General features: G+C 74.7%; 18 protein-coding genes. 10 read left to right on the plus strand and 8 right to left on the minus strand.

Annotated elements, in window-relative coordinates:
* Window positions 1-51: 51 nt before the first annotated feature.
* The 4 genes from ACIRPK_RS18090 to ACIRPK_RS18105 all read right to left on the minus strand — a co-directional run bounded on the left by ACIRPK_RS18090 (window position 52) and on the right by ACIRPK_RS18105 (window position 4,714).
* On the minus strand, window positions 52-1,044 hold the full coding sequence (locus tag ACIRPK_RS18090) for an NAD-dependent epimerase/dehydratase family protein (RefSeq protein WP_403039690.1): 993 nt from the start codon (window positions 1,042-1,044) through the stop codon (window positions 52-54).
* Window positions 1,041-2,243: a nucleotide disphospho-sugar-binding domain-containing protein gene (locus tag ACIRPK_RS18095; protein ID WP_403039693.1), complete on the minus strand. Its 1,203-nt coding sequence runs from the start codon at window positions 2,241-2,243 to the stop codon at window positions 1,041-1,043. The genes ACIRPK_RS18090 and ACIRPK_RS18095 overlap by 4 nt, the downstream gene beginning before the upstream one ends.
* Window positions 2,240-3,445: an acyltransferase family protein gene (locus ACIRPK_RS18100; RefSeq protein ID WP_403039696.1), complete on the minus strand. Its 1,206-nt coding sequence runs from the start codon at window positions 3,443-3,445 to the stop codon at window positions 2,240-2,242. Before ACIRPK_RS18100 ends, ACIRPK_RS18095 begins: the two co-directional genes overlap by 4 nt.
* Window positions 3,446-3,547: 102 nt before the next feature.
* Window positions 3,548-4,714 (minus strand): nucleotide disphospho-sugar-binding domain-containing protein, encoded by a 1,167-nt coding sequence (locus ACIRPK_RS18105; protein ID WP_403039699.1) that lies wholly within the window; start codon window positions 4,712-4,714, stop codon window positions 3,548-3,550.
* 197 nt (window positions 4,715-4,911) lie between these two features.
* Between ACIRPK_RS18105 and ACIRPK_RS18110 the strand changes: the two genes are divergently transcribed.
* Genes ACIRPK_RS18110 through ACIRPK_RS18140 form a run of 7 tightly spaced genes read left to right on the plus strand, consistent with a single transcriptional unit; the run spans window position 4,912 to window position 11,881 of the window.
* Window positions 4,912-6,072: a nucleotide disphospho-sugar-binding domain-containing protein gene (locus ACIRPK_RS18110; RefSeq protein ID WP_403039702.1), complete on the plus strand. Its 1,161-nt coding sequence runs from the start codon at window positions 4,912-4,914 to the stop codon at window positions 6,070-6,072.
* Window positions 6,060-6,650 carry a dTDP-4-dehydrorhamnose 3,5-epimerase family protein gene (locus tag ACIRPK_RS18115; RefSeq protein WP_403039705.1) on the plus strand — a complete coding sequence of 197 codons (591 nt, stop codon included), beginning with the start codon at window positions 6,060-6,062 and terminating at the stop codon, window positions 6,648-6,650. Before ACIRPK_RS18110 ends, ACIRPK_RS18115 begins: the two co-directional genes overlap by 13 nt.
* Window positions 6,647-8,275, plus strand: a complete 1,629-nt coding sequence (locus ACIRPK_RS18120; protein WP_403039708.1) for an FAD-dependent oxidoreductase — start codon at window positions 6,647-6,649, stop codon at window positions 8,273-8,275. The genes ACIRPK_RS18115 and ACIRPK_RS18120 overlap by 4 nt, the downstream gene beginning before the upstream one ends.
* Window positions 8,272-9,039, plus strand: a complete 768-nt coding sequence (locus ACIRPK_RS18125; protein WP_403039711.1) for an SDR family NAD(P)-dependent oxidoreductase — start codon at window positions 8,272-8,274, stop codon at window positions 9,037-9,039. The genes ACIRPK_RS18120 and ACIRPK_RS18125 overlap by 4 nt, the downstream gene beginning before the upstream one ends.
* 52 nt (window positions 9,040-9,091) lie before the next feature.
* Window positions 9,092-10,051 carry an aromatase/cyclase gene (locus tag ACIRPK_RS18130; RefSeq protein WP_403039713.1) on the plus strand — a complete coding sequence of 320 codons (960 nt, stop codon included), beginning with the start codon at window positions 9,092-9,094 and terminating at the stop codon, window positions 10,049-10,051.
* Window positions 10,035-11,600: a class I adenylate-forming enzyme family protein gene (locus ACIRPK_RS18135; RefSeq protein WP_403039716.1), complete on the plus strand. Its 1,566-nt coding sequence runs from the start codon at window positions 10,035-10,037 to the stop codon at window positions 11,598-11,600. Before ACIRPK_RS18130 ends, ACIRPK_RS18135 begins: the two co-directional genes overlap by 17 nt.
* Window positions 11,597-11,881, plus strand: a complete 285-nt coding sequence (locus tag ACIRPK_RS18140; protein ID WP_403039718.1) for an antibiotic biosynthesis monooxygenase family protein — start codon at window positions 11,597-11,599, stop codon at window positions 11,879-11,881. Before ACIRPK_RS18135 ends, ACIRPK_RS18140 begins: the two co-directional genes overlap by 4 nt.
* A 241-nt stretch (window positions 11,882-12,122) precedes the next feature.
* On the opposite strand, the gene ACIRPK_RS18145 is transcribed toward ACIRPK_RS18140, so the two are convergent.
* Window positions 12,123-12,350, minus strand: coding sequence for a hypothetical protein (locus ACIRPK_RS18145; RefSeq protein ID WP_403039721.1), 228 nt, complete (start codon window positions 12,348-12,350; stop codon window positions 12,123-12,125).
* A 147-nt stretch (window positions 12,351-12,497) separates the two neighbouring features.
* Window positions 12,498-12,908 (minus strand): organic hydroperoxide resistance protein, encoded by a 411-nt coding sequence (locus ACIRPK_RS18150; protein WP_403039724.1) that lies wholly within the window; start codon window positions 12,906-12,908, stop codon window positions 12,498-12,500.
* Between the two features lie 114 nt (window positions 12,909-13,022).
* Here ACIRPK_RS18150 and ACIRPK_RS18155 point away from each other — a divergent pair, with 114 nt between their 5' ends.
* Together ACIRPK_RS18155 and ACIRPK_RS18160 are read left to right on the plus strand one after the other, a co-directional pair.
* Window positions 13,023-13,511, plus strand: a complete 489-nt coding sequence (locus tag ACIRPK_RS18155) for a MarR family winged helix-turn-helix transcriptional regulator (RefSeq protein ID WP_403039726.1) — start codon at window positions 13,023-13,025, stop codon at window positions 13,509-13,511.
* A 95-nt stretch (window positions 13,512-13,606) separates the two neighbouring features.
* Window positions 13,607-14,593: a cytochrome c oxidase assembly protein gene (locus ACIRPK_RS18160; protein WP_403039729.1), complete on the plus strand. Its 987-nt coding sequence runs from the start codon at window positions 13,607-13,609 to the stop codon at window positions 14,591-14,593.
* 63 nt (window positions 14,594-14,656) lie between these two features.
* Here ACIRPK_RS18160 and ACIRPK_RS18165 read toward each other — a convergent pair whose 3' ends face one another.
* Entirely contained in the window at window positions 14,657-15,355 is a 699-nt protein-coding gene (locus ACIRPK_RS18165; protein ID WP_403039732.1) for a TetR/AcrR family transcriptional regulator, read from the minus strand.
* Window positions 15,356-15,481: 126 nt separating this feature from the next.
* Between ACIRPK_RS18165 and ACIRPK_RS18170 the strand changes: the two genes are divergently transcribed.
* Window positions 15,482-16,933 (plus strand): MFS transporter, encoded by a 1,452-nt coding sequence (locus tag ACIRPK_RS18170; protein ID WP_403039735.1) that lies wholly within the window; start codon window positions 15,482-15,484, stop codon window positions 16,931-16,933.
* 7 nt (window positions 16,934-16,940) lie between these two features.
* On the opposite strand, the gene ACIRPK_RS18175 is transcribed toward ACIRPK_RS18170, so the two are convergent.
* Window positions 16,941-18,263, minus strand: coding sequence for a DUF2254 domain-containing protein (locus ACIRPK_RS18175; RefSeq protein ID WP_403039738.1), 1,323 nt, complete (start codon window positions 18,261-18,263; stop codon window positions 16,941-16,943).
* Window positions 18,264-18,307: the final 44 nt, after the last annotated feature.

Raw genomic sequence — 18,307 nt, forward strand, 5'->3', positions numbered from 1 at the left:
CCCGGCACGGAACGGGCCGGCCCCAGCGGGGGCCGGCCCGTTCGCTGCGGCTCACCCTCGGTCGGCGAGATCGGCCGCCAACTCGGCCAGGGACTCGGCGAGTTCGCGCCGGGGGTGCCAACCGGTGGCGTCCCGGAAGGCCGAGGCGTCGACGACCGTACCGGCCGCGTCGGCCGCCGTCGCCGCGGCCGGCGGCTGCACCGAGTCGACCGGGACCGGTGGTCTGCCGGTGCGGGCCGCGACGGCCCGGGCGATCGCCGTGAAGAGCTCCCGGACCTGGACCGGCCGCCCGGTGCCCACCGGCCAGGGCCAGCCGGAGAGCCGGGCACCGTGGTCGAGGCAGGCCGTGAACGCGGCGGCCGCGTCGGCGACGTGCAACAGGTCCCGGACCACGCCGCCGGTGCCCCAGACCGTCAGCGGCTGCCCCGCCAGGGCGCGCCGCACCATCGCGGCCACCACCCCGTTGCCCTCGGGGCCGGGGCCGCGACCGTACACGGTGGGCAGGCGAAGCGACACCCCGCGCAGCAGCCCCTCGGCGGTCGCTGCCATCAACTCCCGTTCGGCGGACAGCTTCTGCCGGGCGTACACGGTGGTCGGCCGGTCCGGGCCGGTGCCGTCGACCAGCCCGGCCCGGCCCGCCTGGGAGGCCGAGCCGGCCAGCACCAGCAGCGGGGCCGGCCCGCCGGTCCCGCGCAGCGCGCCCGCGATCTCCCGCACCAGGCCGGCGCCCAACCGCTCGCCGCGCTGCTCCCCGGCCTGCTCCACGGCCCGCCAGCCGACTGCCCGGTCGAGCTCGGCGACCAGGTGCACGACGGCGTCGGCACCCGCCACCGCCTCGGCGGCCGCCCCGGGCGCGGCCAGGTCGGCGAGCACGCTCTCGCAGTCCGCGACCGGCTCCCCGGGCAGCACCGGGGCCCGCCGGGCCACCAGGCGCAACCGGACCGGCCGCCGGGCGAGTTCCGCCACGACGGCCGATCCGAGATAGCCCGAGGCCCCGAGGACGACGACCAGCGGTGCGCGGCCGTCGCCGGGGGCCGCCGTCATGACCCGCCGGCCGCGAGCTCGCACAGCGTTTCGGCCACCTCGCGCGGGGTGGGCTGGGCCAGGATCTCCGCGCGCAGCCGCCGGGCGGCCTCGGCGTACGAGCCCTCCCCGAGCACTTCCTCGGCGGCGGCCCGGACCTCGGCCGCCGAGGTCCGCCCGGTCGGCAGAACGCGTGCCGCGCCGGAGCCGGCCAGCACCTCGGCATCACTGATCTGGTTGGGCAGTTGCGGCAGCAGCAGCTGCGGCACACCGTGGTGGGCGGCGGTCAGCGCGGTCATGAAGCCGCCCTGGTGGACCAGCAGGGCGCAGCCGGGCAGCAGCACGTGCAGCGGCAGGTTCTCCAGCACCCGGACACCGGGCGGCGGGGTGCCCAGCCGTTCCCGCTCCTCGGCGGTGACGGCGACCACGATCTCCGCGTCGAGCCCCGCCAGCCCGGCCAGCACCTCGGCCGGCGGGGTGCCGCCGCCGTCCAGCACGCCCGTGGTGGAGGTGCCCCAGGTGAGCGCGATCCGCGGCCGGTCGCCGGGCCGGTCGGCCCAGTCGGGGACCGTGCCGGGGCCGTTGTAGGGCGGCCAGCGCAGCTGGAGCCGGGTGGGTGCGGGCGGTGCCTGCAGGCTGGGCGGGCACGGTGAGACGGTGCGGTGCGCCGGGTCCGTCCCGCGCAGGTCGAGGCCGTGCCGCCGGTACGGCTCCCAGTAGCCGGGCAGGATGTCGAGCAGCTTCTCGCCGCCCTCGGAGCCGAGGATGTCCGGCCCCCAGAGGTGGCGGACCCCGGGCACGCCGAGGACGTGCGCGGCCACCAGGCCGGCCGGGGCCATGGTGTCGCCGATCACCAGGTCGGGGCGCCAGGCGCGGGCGAAGGCCACGGTGTCGTCCAGCGCCGCACCGGTGGCCTCGGCCCAGGCCCCGAACAGCCCGCCGTCGTCGGCCTCGGCCGCCGCGCGGATGTCCTCGGCGGTGCCCGGGGTCCCGTCGGCCCGCTCCTGCGGCAGTGTCCGGCGGCGCACCGCCAGGTAGTCGACGTCCGGGCCGACCGGGACCATCGGCATGCCGGAGCGGACGACCGCCGGCCGCATGGAGGGCTGGGCGGCGACCCGGATCTCGTGGCCGGCCGCCCGCAGCGCCCAGGCCAGCGGCACCATCGCCATGTAGTGGGTGGGCCAGCCCGAGGCGGTCACCAGGACGCGAAGTTCGGTCATTTCTCCACCAGTTGGTTCGCTCGGTCCGCCTGGTCGGCGCCCGGGTGCGGCGCGTCGTGCGAGGCGGTGGTGATCGGCAGGGGCGGGACGTCGCGCGGACGCAGCAGCCGGACCATCGGACGTTCCACCAGCCGGTACAGCAGCCAGGCGGCGGTCAGCGCGAGCACGAACTGGGCCGCGAACGACAGCAGTCCGACCCACCAGGACAGCACCGGCAGCGGCACCGGCAGCAGGTCGGCCTCCACGCCGACGTTCCACAGGCGGCTGAACAGCTCCTCCTGCACCAGCAGATGGGTCAGGTAGAAGGACAGCGACAGCTCGCCGAACCAGACCAGCGGCCGCCAGCGCAGCGGCGACCAGGACTCGGCGACGTCGGCACGGCTCAGCGCGGCGATCAGCAGCGCGAACGGGACCACCATGCCGGCCCCCAGCTGCAGGTAGCCGGGCAGGTACAGGTTGACGCCCCATCCGACGGCCGTCAGCAGCAGCGCGACGGCCACCCCGGGCCCACGCCAGGCTCCCCGGCGCACCAGCAGGGCGACCGCGATGCCGATCACGAACTCCGCCATCCGCATCGGCGGGAAGACATAGGCGAACCAGTAGCCGATCGGGCCGCCGTAGTCCGCGGTCGCGACCATCTCCATCGGGTCGGGGTGGGTCAGCGTGAAGGTGTGCTCCACCACGTACGGCAGGCCGAAGGCCAGCGCGACCGAGACCCCGGCGGCGACGTACAGCTGCCAACTCCTCGCCCGGGCCAGCAGGAGGATCAGCACCGGGAAGCAGAGGTAGAAGAACGCCTCGCAGCTGAGCGACCAGTCCAGACCGGTCATGGTCAGGTAGTACCACTGGCTCGGCACCCAGTTCTGCACCAGGAACAGGTGCGACAGGGTGACCTTCGCACCGGGGGCGCCGTACCGGACCGCCACCAGGGCGAACGCGATCGCGACGGTGACCAGGTGGACCGGGTAGACCTTGGCGATCCGCCGCCGGTAGAACGAGCGGGCGGTGTCGCCGGGCCGCGCGATGTAGGTCAGCACGAAGCCGCTGAGCAGGAAGAAACAGGAGACGGCGGGCCCGCCGGAACGGGAGAACAGGACGTGGAAGACGTTCTGCACGAAATCCGAGTCGAACGTCCCGCCGGCGAAACTGAAGGAGAGGAAGAAATGCGCACCGAAGACGGTCAGGGCGAGAATTCCGCGCAATCCGGTGAGCGACACCAGATGGCCGGCGACCGGCCCCGGGGAAACGGCTGCGGCAGGCGGTGATTTTCTCATGAATGCCTCTCTCTGCTGAGATCGGTGAGGTCAGGCCAGCTTTTCGAGTTCGGCGACCAGATCGGCCGGGGCGGGCTGCTCCGCCATCTCGGCGGCCAGCTTCCGGGCGGCGTCCCGGTAGCCGCCGCCGGCCAGCACCGCAGCGACCCGCTCGCGGATCGCGGCGACCGGGTCGGCCTCCCGGTCGAGCTCGCCGTAGGTGAGGTGGACGCCCGCGCCGGTGGCGGCCTGGCGCTCGGCGTTCAGGGTCGGCTCGGGCCGGCGGGTGACGGTCACCTGCGGCACCCCGGCCCGGGCGGCGGTGAGCGTGGTGCCGGCCCCGCCGTGGTGGACCACCGCCGCGCAGCTGGGCATCAGCAGGTGCAGCGGCAGCGACTCCACCGTCCGCACCGAGGGCGGCAGCGCGCCGAGCAGCTCGCGCTGGTCGGCGGTGGTGGCCAGGACCACCTCGACCGGCAGGCCGGCCACCGCCTCGACCGCCTGCCGGAGCAGGTCGGTCATCGCGGAGCCGAGCAGCTTGGCCGTGGTGGCGCCCCAGGTGATGCACACCCGGGGCCGCTCCGGCGGGTCGAGCAGCCAGGACGGCATCGTGCCGGGGCCGTTGTAGGGGACGTACCGCTCGGTCCGGACGTCCGGCAGCGGGCCGAAGCCCATGCTCGGCGGACACAGGTCGAACCAGGCGGCCGGCCGCAGCCGCACCTCGGCGCCGACCCGCTCGAACAGCTCGACGTAGCCGTCCTGCGGCTGGTCGCCGAAGCCCTTCATCTCCAGCCTCTGCAGGCCGGGACTGCCCCAGAGGTGGCTGACGTTCGGCACCCCGAGCGCGGCGGCGACCACCGGCCCGGCGTACGAGACGGCGTCGTGCACGACCAGGTCGGGCCGCCAGTGCCGGGCGAACGCCAGCAGGTCGTCCAGCATCCGGCCGGCCAGCGCGAACTGCCGTTGGCCGAGCGCCTCCAGCAGCTGCCGGCGCGGTGCGTCGAGCAGCCCGGGCTCGACCGGCCAGCGGGCCGGCCAGCGGTCGCGGTCGTGCCAGCCGGCCAGCTCGCGGTTGCGGGCGCTGCCACCGAGGTCCACCGCCGCGCCGACCTCCACCATCGGCAGTCCGGACCCGGTCACGGCCGCGGTCAGCGACGGCGCGCTGGCGACCCGTACCTCGTGGCCGGCCGACCGGACCGCCCATTCCAGCGGAACCATCGGGAAATGGTGGGAAGGTGAGGGGAAAGTCGTGAACAGCACGCGCATTTTCTGGACCCTCCGAATCCTGGGCCGATTCGGCCCGACCGCAGTTTCCCGCGCGCGGACCTGAGAACCGGTCGAGTTCGGCTCGACGTTGAATCGAGGAGCCGGTTCCGCCCTATTCCCACGTACCCGGCTCTGCCATGGTGGAGCGCATGAGGATTCTGCTCACCGCGGCACCGATGTACGGGCACGTCCTGCCGCTCGTCCCGATTTCCCGGGCACTCAGGTCGGCGGGCCACGAAGTCCTGCTGGCGGCGCCCGGGGAATTCGCCGAGGTGGCGGCCGAGGCGGGTCTGCCCGCGGTCGCCACGGCCGGTCCGGTGTCGATGGGTGACCTGATCGGCTTCGAACGGGACGGCACGCCCGCCGACCGGCCCGCCGACCCGGCGGGCCGGGTGCACCGCAGCGGCCGGGGCTTCGGACGGCTGGCCGCGCACGTGCTGGACCGGACGATCCGGATCGCCGAGCGCTGGCGCCCCGACCTGGTGGTCAGCGAACCGACCGAGTACGCGGGCCGGTTGGCCGCCGGAGTGCTCGACCTCCCCTGGGTGGAGCACGGTTGGGGGCTGCGCCTGCCGGACGGGTACGCCCGGGCGGCCGAGCAGGAGCTCGCCCCCGAGCTGGCCGCCCTCGGGCTGCCCGACCTGCCGGCCCCGCGCCTGCGGCTCGACCCGTGCCCGCCCCGGCTGCAACTGCCCGGCCCGCCGGCCGGTCCGGTCCGGCGGATGCGCTACCTGCCGTACAACGGCCCGGCCCGGGTCCCGTCCTGGGTCCGACTGCCCAGGGAGCGTCCCCGGGTCTGCGTGACACTCGGCAGCATGCCGCCGGCCGTCCGGTCCGGGCTGCTGGCGACGGTGCCGGCCGCCCTGCACGCGGCCGGCCTGGAGACGGTGCTGGCGACCGGGTCCGATCCGATCGACGGACCGCTGCCGGACTCGGTGCGCGCCGTCGGCTGGCTCCCGCTGGACACCGTCCTGCCCGCCTGCGACCTGGTGGTGCACCACGGTGGTCCGGGCACCGCGATGACGGCCCTGGTGCACGGACTGCCCCAGCTCGTCCTGCCGTTCCACCTCTCCGACACCGCCACCTACGCGCAGCGGCTGGCCGAGCTCGGCGCGGGCCGCCGGCTGCCCCCCGAGCGGGCCGAGGCGGCAGACGTCGCCTACACCGTAAGGGAGTTGCTCGCCGATCCGGCGGCCAGGACAGCCGCCGCCGGGCTCGCCGCCGAGATCGCCGCGCTGCCCACCCCGGCGGAGCTCGTCCCGGTGCTGACCGCCCTGACCCGGAAGGGGACCCCGGTATGCGTGAACTAGCGGTGGCGGGAGCCTGGGAGGTCACGCTGCGACCGCATCAGGACGAGCGCGGCACCTTCGTGGAGCTGTACTCGACGGACCGGCCGATCGGGTCCGACCGGCCGCTGCCGATCGCCCTGGCCGCACTCTCGGTCTCCCGCCGGGGCGTCCTGCGCGGCGTCCACTACGTCGACACCCCGCCCGGGCAGGCCCGTTACGTCACCTGCGTGGCGGGCGAGGTACTGGACTTCGTGGTCGACCTCCGGGTCGGCTCGCCGACCTTCGGGCGGTGGGACTCCGTCCTGCTGGGCCCCGGCCACTGGCGGGCCGTGCAGCTGGCGCCGGGCCTCGGCCACGCCTTCACCGCACTGACCGAGGACGCCACGGTGCTCTACCTCTGCTCCGAGCCGTACCGGCCGGAGCTGGAGCGGGCGGTCCACCCGCTCGACCCGGACCTGGCGCTGCCCTGGCCGGACACCCCGGGACGGCTGCTCTCCGAGCGCGACCGCAGCGCCCCGACCCTCGCCGAGGCGCACCGGGCCGGGCTGCTCCCGCTCGCCCCCGCCGACCCCACCGACCCAGCCAGGAGGCGGACATGACGAGCACTCAGAACTCTCCGCAGGCCCGGGTGCTGATCGCGGGCGCCGGCCCGGTCGGCCTGCTCACCGCGCTCGAACTGGCCCGGCGCGGCGTAGCCGTCCGGCTGGTCGACGCAGCCGACGGGCCAGCCGTCACCAGCCGGGCGATGGCCACCCACGCCCGCTCGCTGGAACAGTACGACCAGCAGGGCCTGCTGCCCGACCTGCTGCCGCGTGGCCGGGTGATCCAGCGCTTCACCATGCACCTGAACGGGCGCCGGCTGGCCGCCCTCGGACCGGACTACTCCCGGGTCCCGACCCGCCACCCGATGACGCTGATGATCGATCAGGCCGCCACCGAGGACGTGCTGCGCCAGGCCGTCGCCAAGCACGGCGTGGAGATCGAGTGGGGGGTGCGGCTGACCGGCTTCGAGCAGCGGGACGACGGCGTGAGCGTCGAGCTGACCGGTCCGGCCGGGCCCGAACGGGCCGACGCAGGCTGGCTGGTGGGGTGCGACGGCGGGCACAGCACGGTCCGCCGGCTGCTCGGGCTGCCGCTGATCGGCGACTCCACCGAGACCTGGCTGATCGCGGACGCCGAGATCGAGACCGAGCTGCCGCAGAACAGCATCCACTGGATCAAGGTCGGCAGCGGCACCGTGATGGCCATCCCCTTCCCGCAGGAGGGCAAGTGGCGGCTGCTGGACACCGCCGACACCTCCTACGCGGGCGAACCGGCGGACGTGGCCGAGCGGTTCGCCGACAAGCTGCGCCGGGGGCTCGGCCGGCCCGTCACCGTGCACCGGCCCAGCTGGGTGTCGGTCTTCACCATCCAGCAGCGGATGGTGCCGGCCATGCGCAGCGGCCGCTGCCTGCTCGCCGGGGACGCCGCGCACGTGCACAGCCCCGCCTCCGGGCAGGGGCTCAACACCGGTCTCCAGGACGCGTACAACCTGGCCTGGAAGCTCGCCCTGGTAGAGCAGGGGCACGCCCGGGACGCCCTGCTGGACAGCTACTCGGCCGAGCGGGTGCCGGTCGGCCGGGCGCTGCTCGGCTCGACCCGGAAGGCGACCTGGCTGGTGCAACTGCGGAACTCCACCGCCGGCGCGGCCCTGCCGGTGGTGTTCGCGCTGGTCCGCGCCTTCGCCCCGCTGCGCGGCCGGATCGAGCGGAAGATCATCGGCAGCATGTCCGCCCTGTCGCTGGAGTACCCGGACAGCCCGCTGACCCTCCCCGACCACCGGCCCGCCGGGGCCGCCGGGCCCCGGGCCGGCAGCCGGCTCGCCCAGGTCACCGCGGACCGGGCCGCCGGGCCCGGCTGGAGCGCCCTGCTGGACGAGCTGCGCGACCTGCGACCCAGCCTGCTGGTCACGGCCGGCCCGGACGGCGCGGTCCGCGCCGCCGGGGCGGCCCGGGCGGCGCACCAGGGTTGGCTCTCGGTCCGCACCGTCGGCGGCGACGGCCCGGACGCGCTGCCGGACCCGGACGGCGCGCTGCGCGCCGATCTCGGCCTGCCGCCCGGCGGCTGGCTGCTCGTCAGGCCGGACGGCTACCTCTGCGGCCGGGGCGAGGTCCTCACCCCGGCCGGGCTCGCCGAGGCCCTCGACGTGCTGCGCGGGGTCCGCCCCGCCGCCCGGGAGGTGTGACCGTGGACCTGGGGCTGACCGACCGGGTCGTCCTGGTCACCGGCGGCTCGGCCGGCATCGGCCGGCAGACCGCGCGGGCGTTCGCCGCCGAGGGGGCGCGGGTGGCGCTCACCTACCGCACCGGCGAGGACCGGGCCCGGGCGCTCGCCGAGGAGCTCGGCGGCGCGGCGGACCGGGCGCTGGCCGTGCCGTACGACCTGGCCGACCCGGGCTCGGTGGACGCGGCGCTCGCCGAGGTCGAGCGGCGCTGGGGCGCCGTCCACGTGCTGGTCGCCAACGCGCTGCGGCGCGGGCGGCGGCGCCCGCCGGGCGGCCGCACCGAGCAGGTCCCGGCCGAGGAGTGGCAGCCACTGCTCCGGGACAACCTCGAACAGACCCTGCGCACCGTCCAGTTGGTGCTCCCGGGGATGCGCGCCCGGGGGTGGGGCCGGGTGGCGCTGCTCTCCTCCCACCTCACCCGGGACGGCGCCCCAGGGCAGGAGTTCTACGCCGCGGGCAAGGCCGCCCTGCACGGGTTCGCCCGCAGCCTGGCCTGGGACGCCGGACCGGACGGCGTCCTGGTCAACGTGGTCAGCCCCGGCCTGACCCGGACCGAGGGCGTGCTGGCCGACCTGCCGGCCGGGCTCCGCGACCGGGAGACCGGGCGGACCCCGACCGGGCGGCTGAGCACCCCGGACGAGGTGGCCCGCACGATCGCCTTCCTGTGCTCCGCCGCGAACGGCAACATCACCGGCTCCGTCGTCGAGGTCTCCGGCGGGCGCTGACCCGAACCGCCCCTTCCCCCTGGGGAATCCGACCCATCGTGAGAGGAACAGCATGTCGACCACGCACACCGTCCGGCACAACGCGATCATCCAGGCCCCGGCGGGGCTCTGCTTCGACCTGACGGCCGATCTCGCCGCCTGGGCACAGCACTTCGGCCTCGCCGTGCACGGCGAGGTGGTCGAGGAGGACGCCGCCGGCACCCAGCTGGTGCGCCGCTGGGCCCTGACCGGAGGCACCGGCGTGCACTGCTGGGACGCCCGCCGCCGGCTCGACCGGGCCGGACTGCGGATCGCCCTGGAGCAGGTGTCGCCACCGGCACCGCTCGAATCCGCCACCGCCACCTGGTCGTTCACCCCGCAGGGGGCCGGCGCGACGGCGGTCGAGCTGGTGCACACCTTCGCCACCGTCGACGACGCCCCCGAGGCGGCGGCCCGGATCACGGCCGAGCACGAGGAGCGCGCGCCCGCCCAGCTCGACGCGCTGCGCGAGACGGCCGAGCAGTGGGCCGACCTGGAGCCCCGGGTGATCTCCTTCGAGGACCCGCTGTTCATCGGCGGCCGGCTGGAGGACGTCTACGAGTTCCTGTACGCGGCCGACAAGTGGCCCGAGCGGGTCCCGCACGTCACCAAGCTCGACCTGACCGAGGAGGTGCCCGGCATCCAGTTCTTCGACATGCACACCCACACCCCGGACGGCAGCGAGCACACCACCCGGTCGGTCCGGGTCTGCCTGCCGGAGATCAACAAGATCATCTACAAGCAGGTCAACCTCCCCGGCCTGCTGGACGGGCACACCGGCCACTGGGTGTTCGAGGAGACCCCGGAGGGCGTCGTCGCCCGGGCCAGGCACACCGCCACCATCAAGCCCTCCGCCCTGCACCTGCTCGGCGAGGGCACCACCGTCGCCGACGCCCGCGCCTACCTGCGCCGGGTGCTCAGCACCAACAGCCTCCAGACCCTGCGCCACGCCCAGCAGTTCGCCGAGGAGCGCCTCCGTGCGGCCCGCGACTGACCTCGCGGCGGGACGACCCGCCGCCCCCGCCCCGGGGCCCGACCTGCCGTTGGACGGCCTGCTCCGCCGGGCCGCGGCCGTCGCCCCCGACCGGGTCGCGATCCGGACCCCGCTCGGCGACACCAGCTATGCCGACCTCGACGCCGAGGTGGACACCGCGGCCGGCGCGCTCACCGCGGCCGTCGGCCGGACCGGCGCGGTGGTGGGCGTGGTGGCGAGCCTGGACGTGCCGTTCGTGGTGGCCTACTACGGCGCCGTCCGGGCCGGCCACACGGTGGCCGTGGTCAACCCGCTGATGGGCGACGACGCCCTGGTGCACGCGCTCGGCACGGCGGAGGTGGCCGCCGTGGTCGCGCCGCCCCGGGTCGCGGAGCGGCTGGAGCTGCTCCGCCCCCGGCTGCCGAAGCTCGGTGGGGTGATCACCGCCGAGCGGCTGCCCACCGGACTGCTGCCGCCGGGCGAGCGCGGCCCGGCGGCCGACCTCGACGCGGTGGCGTGCATCCAGTTCACCAGCGGCACCACCGGCGCCCCGAAGGCCGTCCGGCTGACGCACCGCAACCTGGTCGCCAACGCGGCCCAGATCGCCGCCGTGCACGGCCTGGACGGCGACTCGGTCACCGTCAACCACCTGCCGCTCTACCACCCGATGCACCTCAACTCGGCGGTGTACGCGGCCGCCACCCAGGTGCTCTGCCCCGACTCCGCGCCCACCGCCGCCGTCACGGCGGCCAACCGGCACCGGGCCACCCACCTGTACAGCCTGCCGGTCCGGCTCGCCGCGCTGGCCGCCGACCCCGGGCTCGGGGAGCTGCGGCTGGACACCGTCCGGGCGGTGCTATCCGGCGGGTCGGCGCTGCTGCCGGCTCAGGCCCGGGCGCTCTCGGACCAGTTCGGCGTCCCGGTGGTGCAGGGCTACGGTCTCGCCGAGACCTCGCCGCTGACGCACTGTGAGCGGCCCGCCGACCCGCGCCCCGGCTCGGTCGGCCGTCCCGTCACCGGGACGGACTGCCGGGTGGTCGACGTGGCCGGCCGGTTCGCCCTGCCCACCGGCGAGCGCGGCGAGATCCAGGTCCGCGGGCCGCAGTTGATGGCGGGTTACCTGCACGAGGACGGCCCGGCGACCGACCCCGACGGCTGGTTCTCCACCGGTGACATCGGCTACCAGGAGGCGGACGGCCACCTGTTCCTGGTCGACCGGCTCAAGGACGTCTTCAAGCACGAGAACTGGCTGGTCTCGCCGACCGAGATCGAGCAGGTGCTGATCCGTCACCCGGCCGTCCTGGACTGCGCCGTGGCCGACCACCCGGACCCGACGACCGGTGCGGTGGCGCACGCCTTCGTGGTCCTCGCACCGGACGCCGGCCCGCTGGACGGCCCCGACGGCCCGGCCGCCTTCGTCAACGGCCGGCTCCCCTACTACCAGCACATCCGCCACCTCGACGTGCTCGACCGCATCCCCCGCTCCCCGAACGGCAAGATCCTCCGCCGCACCCTGCGCGAGGCCGCGGCGGCGGCCCCCACCGACCGACCCCCAGGAGACCCGACATGATCACGGTCATCAACCGGCTCACCGTGCACGGCGACGTCGAGACCTTCCGCGAGGTCCTCACCGGCATCACCGAGCACATGAGCAGCCAGCCCGGCTTCCTCGAGCACACCCTGTACCGCTCGACCCGCAACCCCGCGGTGTTCGTCGAGACGGCCCGCTGGACCGACGCCCAGGCGCACCGGAACGCGATGAGCGCCGACGCGTTCCGGGAGAAGGTCCGCGACCTGGGCAGTCTCGCCTCCCCGGAGCCCGACGTGTTCGAGGCCGTCGAGGAGGACTGAGCCGGCACGGCGGCGGGGCCCCCCCCGGGGCCGGGGGGGGGGGGCGGGGGGCGGGGGGGGGGGGGGGGGCCCCCCCCCGGGGCGCCCCCCCCCCCCCCCCCCCCCCCCCCCCCCCCCCCCCCGGGCCGGGGGGCGCCCCCCCCGGGGGGGGGGCCGGGGGGGGGCGGGGGCCCCCCCCCGGGGGGGGGGGGGCCCCCCCCCCCCCGGGGGGGGGGGCCGCCGCCGTGCCGGCTGAGGGGCTTCAGCGCGGCCACCCCTGCGGGAACACCTCCAGCGCCAACGCCCGCTCCAGCGGGGTGAGCGCGAGGTCGGGGCGCAGGCGCTCCGGGTACCGGCCGGGCAGGTCCCGGGCCGCCCACTCGTCCCCGGCCAGCCCCAGGGTGATCCCCCCGAGGGCCGACAGGCCCCGGCCCACCCCCCGCCACAGCCGTCCCGGCCACCGCCTGCGCCGTACGGAACCCTGCTCCACCCGGTACCTCCCGAGGCTCGACCGTCACGGTGTGCAGGCCGATCCTCCGGCCGGCGCCTCGCAACGGGGTCGAGCTCCGATCGCGGTCGGGAACGCCGTCGAGCCCCGGACCGCTGCTCGGTCCGGGGCTCGACGACGCGCGGGCGACTACTCGACGACGAGCTCGACCTCGATGTTGCCGCGGGTGGCCTTGGAGTACGGGCAGACCTGGTGGGCCTGCTTGACCAGCAGCTGGCCGGTCTCGCCCGCCAGGGCGTCCGGCAGCTCGACCCGGATCACCACGGCCAGGCCGAAGCTGGTCTCGTCCTTGCCGATCGAGACCTCGGCGGTGACCGAGACCTCGCTGGTGTCGACCCGGGCCTGGCGGCCGACCAGGCCGAGCGCGCTGGCGAAGCAGGCCGCGTAGCCGGCGGCGAAGAGCTGCTCGGGGTTGGTGCCCTGGCCGTTGCCGCCGAGCGCGGGGGGCATCGCCAGGGCGAGGTCCAGCTGGCCGTCGGAGCTGACGGCGCGGCCCTCGCGGCCGTTGGCGGTGGCGACAGCGGTGTACAGCGCGTCCATGGTGACCCGTCCGTTCGGAACCTCGGCGGCCGTGGTCCGGCTCGCCCTCTGCCGAGAATCATTGCACGCAATTCAGTTGTGCACAACTGAGCAGCCCACAGCTATTCTGGAACCATGACCGAGTCGACCGAGCTGCCCGAGACCGAGCTGCTGCGCCTGGACCGCCAGATCTGCTTCACCGTCCAGGCCGCCTCCCGCGCCTTCAACGGCGTGTACCGCACCCTGCTCAAGGACCTCGGGCTGACCTACCCGCAGTACCTGGTGATGCTGGTGCTCTGGGAGCAGGGCGACCTGCCCGTGAAGCAGATCGGCGAACGCCTGCGGCTCGACTCCGGCACCCTCTCCCCGCTGCTCAAGCGCCTGGAGGCGACCGGCTACGTGCGGCGCACCCGCAGCACCGAGGACGAACGGTCCGTCACCGTCGGCCCCACCGGAGCCGGGTCGGCCCTGCGCGACCGGGCGCTCTGCGTCCCGCGCGGCATCATCGAGGCCAGCGACCTCTCCGCCGCCGAGGCCGCCACCCTGCACGCCCTGCTGGTCCGGGTCACCGGCTCGCTGGACGCCGCCGCGAACACGCCGGGGGCGGGTGCGGCCGCCGGATAAGCGCCGCCTAGGCTGACCCCCGAAGCAAAACGGACGAACCGGACCAGCAGCGGCCCGGCCCGGCCGGAACTGACGAGGGAAAGCAGGACCCGCCGATGGGCGACGGCATGACCGGGATGCACCACCACGGCGGGATGGCCCCTCTCGGCCCGTTCACCGCCGACTCCGCGCTGACCTGGTCGCCCGACTGGCCGTTCCTGCTCGGCTGCCTGGTCGCCCTCGGGCTCTACGGCGCCGGCGTGGTCCGGCTGGTCCGGCGCGGCGACCGCTGGCCGGTCGGCCGCGGCATCGCCTGGCTGGCGGGCCTCGGCACCGTCCTGCTGGTGACCTGCACCGGGCTCAACGACTACGGCATGGTGCTGTTCAGCGCGCACATGATCCAGCACATGGTGCTCTCCATGCTCTCCCCCATCCTGCTGCTGCTCGGCGCACCCGTCACCCTGGCGCTGCGCGCGCTGCGCCCGGTCCGCAAGGGCAGCGGCAAGGGCCCGCGCGAGCTGCTGGTGGCCCTGCTGCACAGCCGGTACGTCCGGGTGGTCTCGCACCCGGCCTTCACCATCCCACTGTTCATCGCGAGCCTGTACGCGCTCTACTTCACCCCGCTGTTCGACTTCCTGATGGGGTACCGGGTCGGGCACATCGGGATGATGGTGCACTTCCTCGCGGTCGGCCTGCTGTTCTTCTGGCCGATCATGGGCGTCGACCCGGGCCCGCACCGGCCGGGCTTCGTGATGCGGATCATCGAGCTGTTCATGGGGATGCCGTTCCACGCCTTCTTCGGCGTGGCGGTGATGATGGCGACCGGTCCGCTGGTTACCACCTTCAAGACCGCGATGGCACCGCCCGGCACCGACCTGATCACCGATCAGAAGCTCGCCGGCGGCATCACCTGGGCCTTCGGCGAGATCCCGACCGCGATCGTGCTGATCGCACTCACCCTCCAGTGGGCCAAGTCGGAGGAGCGCCAGGGCCGCCGCCGGGACCGGGCGGCCGACCGCGACGGCGACGCCGAACTGGTCGCCTACAACGCCTACCTGGCCTCGCTGGACAAGCGCGGCGCCCGGGCCGCCGACGCCGGCTGAGCCCCCGTTCGACCTGTGAGCCCCCGCCCCCGGCGGGGGCTCACTGCTGTCCCCGACGCCCCGTCAGAACGATCGGACCCGCCGGGCCAGCCCGGCCACCACGATGTCCAGCCCGAACTCGAACCGCTCGTCCCCGACGTCCCGGGTCAGCTCCCCCGCCAGCGCGACCACCAGCGGATAGCGGTCGGCCGGGACGGACTCGAAGAAGGTCCTGATCCGCTCCCCGTACGCGGAGGCGTCCTCGGCCGCCACCTGCCACCGGCTGCTCTCCTCGAAGGCGGTGGCGGTGACCAGCAGCGAGAGCACGTCCACGCCGTACGAGGCGGTCCGGTCGTCCAGGCCCCCCGCCTTGAGCAGGGCGAGCATCGCCTCCGCACTGTCCAGCGCGTGCGGGGTGACCGGCACGTTGGCGGCCATCGCCGCCCGGGCCAGGTCGCCGTGGCCGGTCAGCGCCTTGCGGGCGCGCCGCATGTGGTCCTTCACCTGCTCCTGCCAGCGCGCCGGGTCCGGGGTCTCGACGGTGATCTCCGAGTAGACCAGGTCCAGTACCTGCTCCAGCAGCTCGTCCTTGTTGCCGATGTGCGCGTACAGGCTGGCCGCACCCGTCCCGAGCTCCTGCGCGACCCGGCGCATCGAGAGCGCGTCCAGGCCCTCGGTCTCGATGATCGTCAGCGCGGTCGCCACGATCCGCTCGCGACTCAGCGGCTGCCGCCTGGGGGCGGGCTGCTCCCGGCCGGGCCAGGTGTCGGGCCAGCTGGTCATGCGGAACCTCCGGAGTAGGCGACCCCCGAATCCTACCTTGACACGAACGCCGTTCCGGTCGTAGAACAATGTTCGTCACAACAAACACTGTTCGTCCCCACGAACGACGTTCCACAAGGAGTCGTCATGACCACCGTGCTCGAAGCACCCCCCGAACGACCGGTCCACCGCTACCGCTGGGCCGCCCTCGGCGTGGTCCTGCTGGTCGAGGTGATGGACCTGCTGGACGCCACCATCACCGGCGTCGCCTCCCCCGCGATCCTGCGCGACCTGGGCGGCAGCGAGTCCCAGATCCAGTGGATCGCCGCCGCCTACACGCTGGCCTTCGCGATGCTGATGGTCACCGGCGCCCGGCTCGGCGACATCTTCGGCCGCAAGCGGCTCTTCCTGCTCGGCGCCGCCGGATTCACGCTGGCCTCGGCGGCCTGCGCCGCCGCGACCGACCCCGGCCTGCTGATCGGGGCCCGCGCCGTCCAGGGCGGCTTCGCCGCGCTGCTCATCCCGCAGGGTCTGGGCCTGATCCGGCTGATGTTCCCGCCGCAGGAGATCGGCGCCGCCTTCGGCCTGTTCGGCCCGGTGCTCGGCCTCTCCTCGGTGCTCGGCCCGACCCTGGGCGGCTTCCTGGTGGACGCCGACTGGCTCGGCGCCGGCTGGCGGACGGTCTTCCTGGTCAACCTCCCGCTCGGGCTGCTCGCCGTCCTGGCCGCCACCCGCCTGCTGCCCGCGAACCAGCTGACCAAGGCGGACGGCGCCGTCCGGCTCGACCTGCCCGGCGTGCTGCTGGTCGGCCTGGCCGCCCTGCTGCTGGTCTTCCCGCTGGTCCAGGGCCGCGAGCTGGGCTGGCCGCTCTGGACGTACCTGAGCATGGCCGCCGCGCTGCCCGTCCTGCTGCTGTTCGCCCGCTACCAGCGGCAGCTGAAGCGGCGCGGCGGCTCCCCGCTGATCGAGCCCTCGCTGTTCTCCCGCCGCGCCTTCACCGGGGCGCTGGCCACCGGCGTGGTGTTCTTCGGGGCGTTCGCCGGACTGATGCTGGTCTTCACCCTCTACCTCCAACTCGGCCTCGGCTGGACCCCGTTGCACGCCGGCCTGACGATGATCCCGCTCTCGCTCGGCCTGGTGGCCGGCGCGATCCTGTCCGGTGCGGTGCTCGGCCCCCGGTACGGACGCCGGGTGCTGCACCTCGGCCTCTCGGTCGCCGTGCTCGGTTCGCTCGGCCTGTGGGCCACCTTCGAGCGCGGCGGTCCCGGGCTGACCAGCCTCCAGCTGATCCCCGCCCTGGTGGTCACCGGCTTCGGCCTCGGCCTGATCATGGCCCCGTTCTTCGACATCGCCCTGGCCGGCGTCGAGGAGCACGAGGTCGGCTCCGCCTCCGGCGTCATGAACGCCGTCCAGCAGCTCGGCGGCTCGGTCGGCGTCGCCGTGCTCGGCACCGCCTTCTTCTCCTGGGCCGGCTCCGACGGTTTCCGCCCGGCGGCCGGCTGGACTCTCGGCCTGACCGCCGTCGGCCTGCTGATCGCCGCCGCCCTCGCCTTCCTCCTCCCGCACCGGGCCCGCCCGCACGAGGACGGCGCGCACTGACCGGGCGTCAGCCGATGCCCTGGCGGTCCGGCGCCAGCGCGAAGCTGCGGTTCGCCGGGTCGGGTACGTGTTCGGCCACCGCCCGCTCCAGCAGGGCCCGTTGGGCCAGCAGGGGCGGGCGGCGGTCCTCCGGCGTGATCCGCAGCAGGTCGTCCAGGGCGGCGGCCAGCCGCCGGGTGACCTGGGGCTGGCCGCCGCCGCAGATCCGGATCTCGGTGAAGGCCAGGTCGATGGTGCACTGCCAGTCCGGGATCGGCTGCACCAGCCGGACGGTGCCGTCCCGGTCCCGGTAGCGGAGCTCGCCGAACGGGTAGCCGGCCAGCATCGCCAGCAGCTGGTGGATCCGGTCGATCGCCTGCACCGCCGTGGTGGGGTCGTTCACCGCCGGGGAGAGCGCCCGGATCGCGATGTCCACCAACTGCCGGAATCCGAAGCTCAGGTCCTGGTGCATGGTGCGGTCCACCCCGATGTTCAGCGCCGAGGTGATCCGGTGCGGTCGGGGCGGGGTGCCGCCGACCACCATCACGGTCGGGGTGCCCGGGGCGATGAAGTCACCGATCCTGGGCACCAGGTGGAAGACCGCGTCGTGCCGCCGGGCGGCCCGCACCAGCCGGGCCAGGTTGACGTCGCGCAGCACGCCCGAGTTGCCCGCGTGCAGCAGCGTCACACTGTCGGCGGGCGGCTCCATCCGGGGCCCGGTCTCGGGGGCCATCCAGCGGTACGTGGTGAGCACCCCCACCGACTCCCGGGTCACCCGGTCGATCACGTGCGGCACCCGCAGCAGCCGCTGGGTGGACTGCACGTACAGCACGAACAGCGTCAGGCTGAGCAGCACCAGCAGCACCGCCACCACGGTGGAGACCACCGGCACGGAGGTGACCTTGGTCGGATCGGTGGTGTCGTCGTAGCCGAGCTGCACCAGCAGGGTGAACAGGAAGGTGGCCAGGCAGACCGAGAAGGTCGCCTTGGTGATCCGGCTCCGCACGTAGAGCCGCAGCACCCGGGGGCTCATCTGACTGGCCGCCATCTGCAGGGCCACCAGCGAGATCGAGAAGACCACACCGATGAAGGTGAGCATCGCCGAACTGACCGTGGAGACCACGGCCTTCGCTCCGCTGGTGAAGGCCAGCAGGTCGGCCGCGCTGCCGGTCTCGGCGATCTCCTCGTGCACCAGCTCGGCGTCCAGCCAGCTGGTGGCGCCGGCCGTCAGCACCGCCGCCAGACAGGTCAGCAGCGGGGCGAACCAGAACGAGTCCCGCAGGTGCTCGCGCAGCGGCGACAGCGGTCGGTGGCGCAGACGCCTCTGCCTGGGCTGCTGACGGTCGGTCATCTCGTCAGCCTAGGCTCAACGCCTCACCCGGTCGGTGCGCCGTA

Origin of the sequence: Kitasatospora sp. NPDC101801, from assembly GCF_044766665.1 — a bacterium.
GTDB lineage: Bacteria > Actinomycetota > Actinomycetes > Streptomycetales > Streptomycetaceae > Kitasatospora.

Coding starts and splice junctions, on each gene's coding strand:
- ACIRPK_RS18155 (WP_403039726.1), top strand. CDS start 13,023: ATGACCGAGTCGACCGAGCTGCCCGAGACCGAGCTGCTGCGCCTGGAC.
- ACIRPK_RS18095 (WP_403039693.1), bottom strand. CDS start 2,243: ATGACCGAACTTCGCGTCCTGGTGACCGCCTCGGGCTGGCCCACCCAC.
- ACIRPK_RS18090 (WP_403039690.1), bottom strand. CDS start 1,044: ATGACGGCGGCCCCCGGCGACGGCCGCGCACCGCTGGTCGTCGTCCTC.
- ACIRPK_RS18150 (WP_403039724.1), bottom strand. CDS start 12,908: ATGGACGCGCTGTACACCGCTGTCGCCACCGCCAACGGCCGCGAGGGC.
- ACIRPK_RS18120 (WP_403039708.1), top strand. CDS start 6,647: ATGACGAGCACTCAGAACTCTCCGCAGGCCCGGGTGCTGATCGCGGGC.
- ACIRPK_RS18165 (WP_403039732.1), bottom strand. CDS start 15,355: ATGACCAGCTGGCCCGACACCTGGCCCGGCCGGGAGCAGCCCGCCCCC.
- ACIRPK_RS18130 (WP_403039713.1), top strand. CDS start 9,092: ATGTCGACCACGCACACCGTCCGGCACAACGCGATCATCCAGGCCCCG.
- ACIRPK_RS18160 (WP_403039729.1), top strand. CDS start 13,607: ATGGGCGACGGCATGACCGGGATGCACCACCACGGCGGGATGGCCCCT.
- ACIRPK_RS18115 (WP_403039705.1), top strand. CDS start 6,060: ATGCGTGAACTAGCGGTGGCGGGAGCCTGGGAGGTCACGCTGCGACCG.
- ACIRPK_RS18110 (WP_403039702.1), top strand. CDS start 4,912: ATGAGGATTCTGCTCACCGCGGCACCGATGTACGGGCACGTCCTGCCG.
- ACIRPK_RS18140 (WP_403039718.1), top strand. CDS start 11,597: ATGATCACGGTCATCAACCGGCTCACCGTGCACGGCGACGTCGAGACC.
- ACIRPK_RS18105 (WP_403039699.1), bottom strand. CDS start 4,714: ATGGTTCCGCTGGAATGGGCGGTCCGGTCGGCCGGCCACGAGGTACGG.
- ACIRPK_RS18170 (WP_403039735.1), top strand. CDS start 15,482: ATGACCACCGTGCTCGAAGCACCCCCCGAACGACCGGTCCACCGCTAC.
- ACIRPK_RS18175 (WP_403039738.1), bottom strand. CDS start 18,263: ATGACCGACCGTCAGCAGCCCAGGCAGAGGCGTCTGCGCCACCGACCG.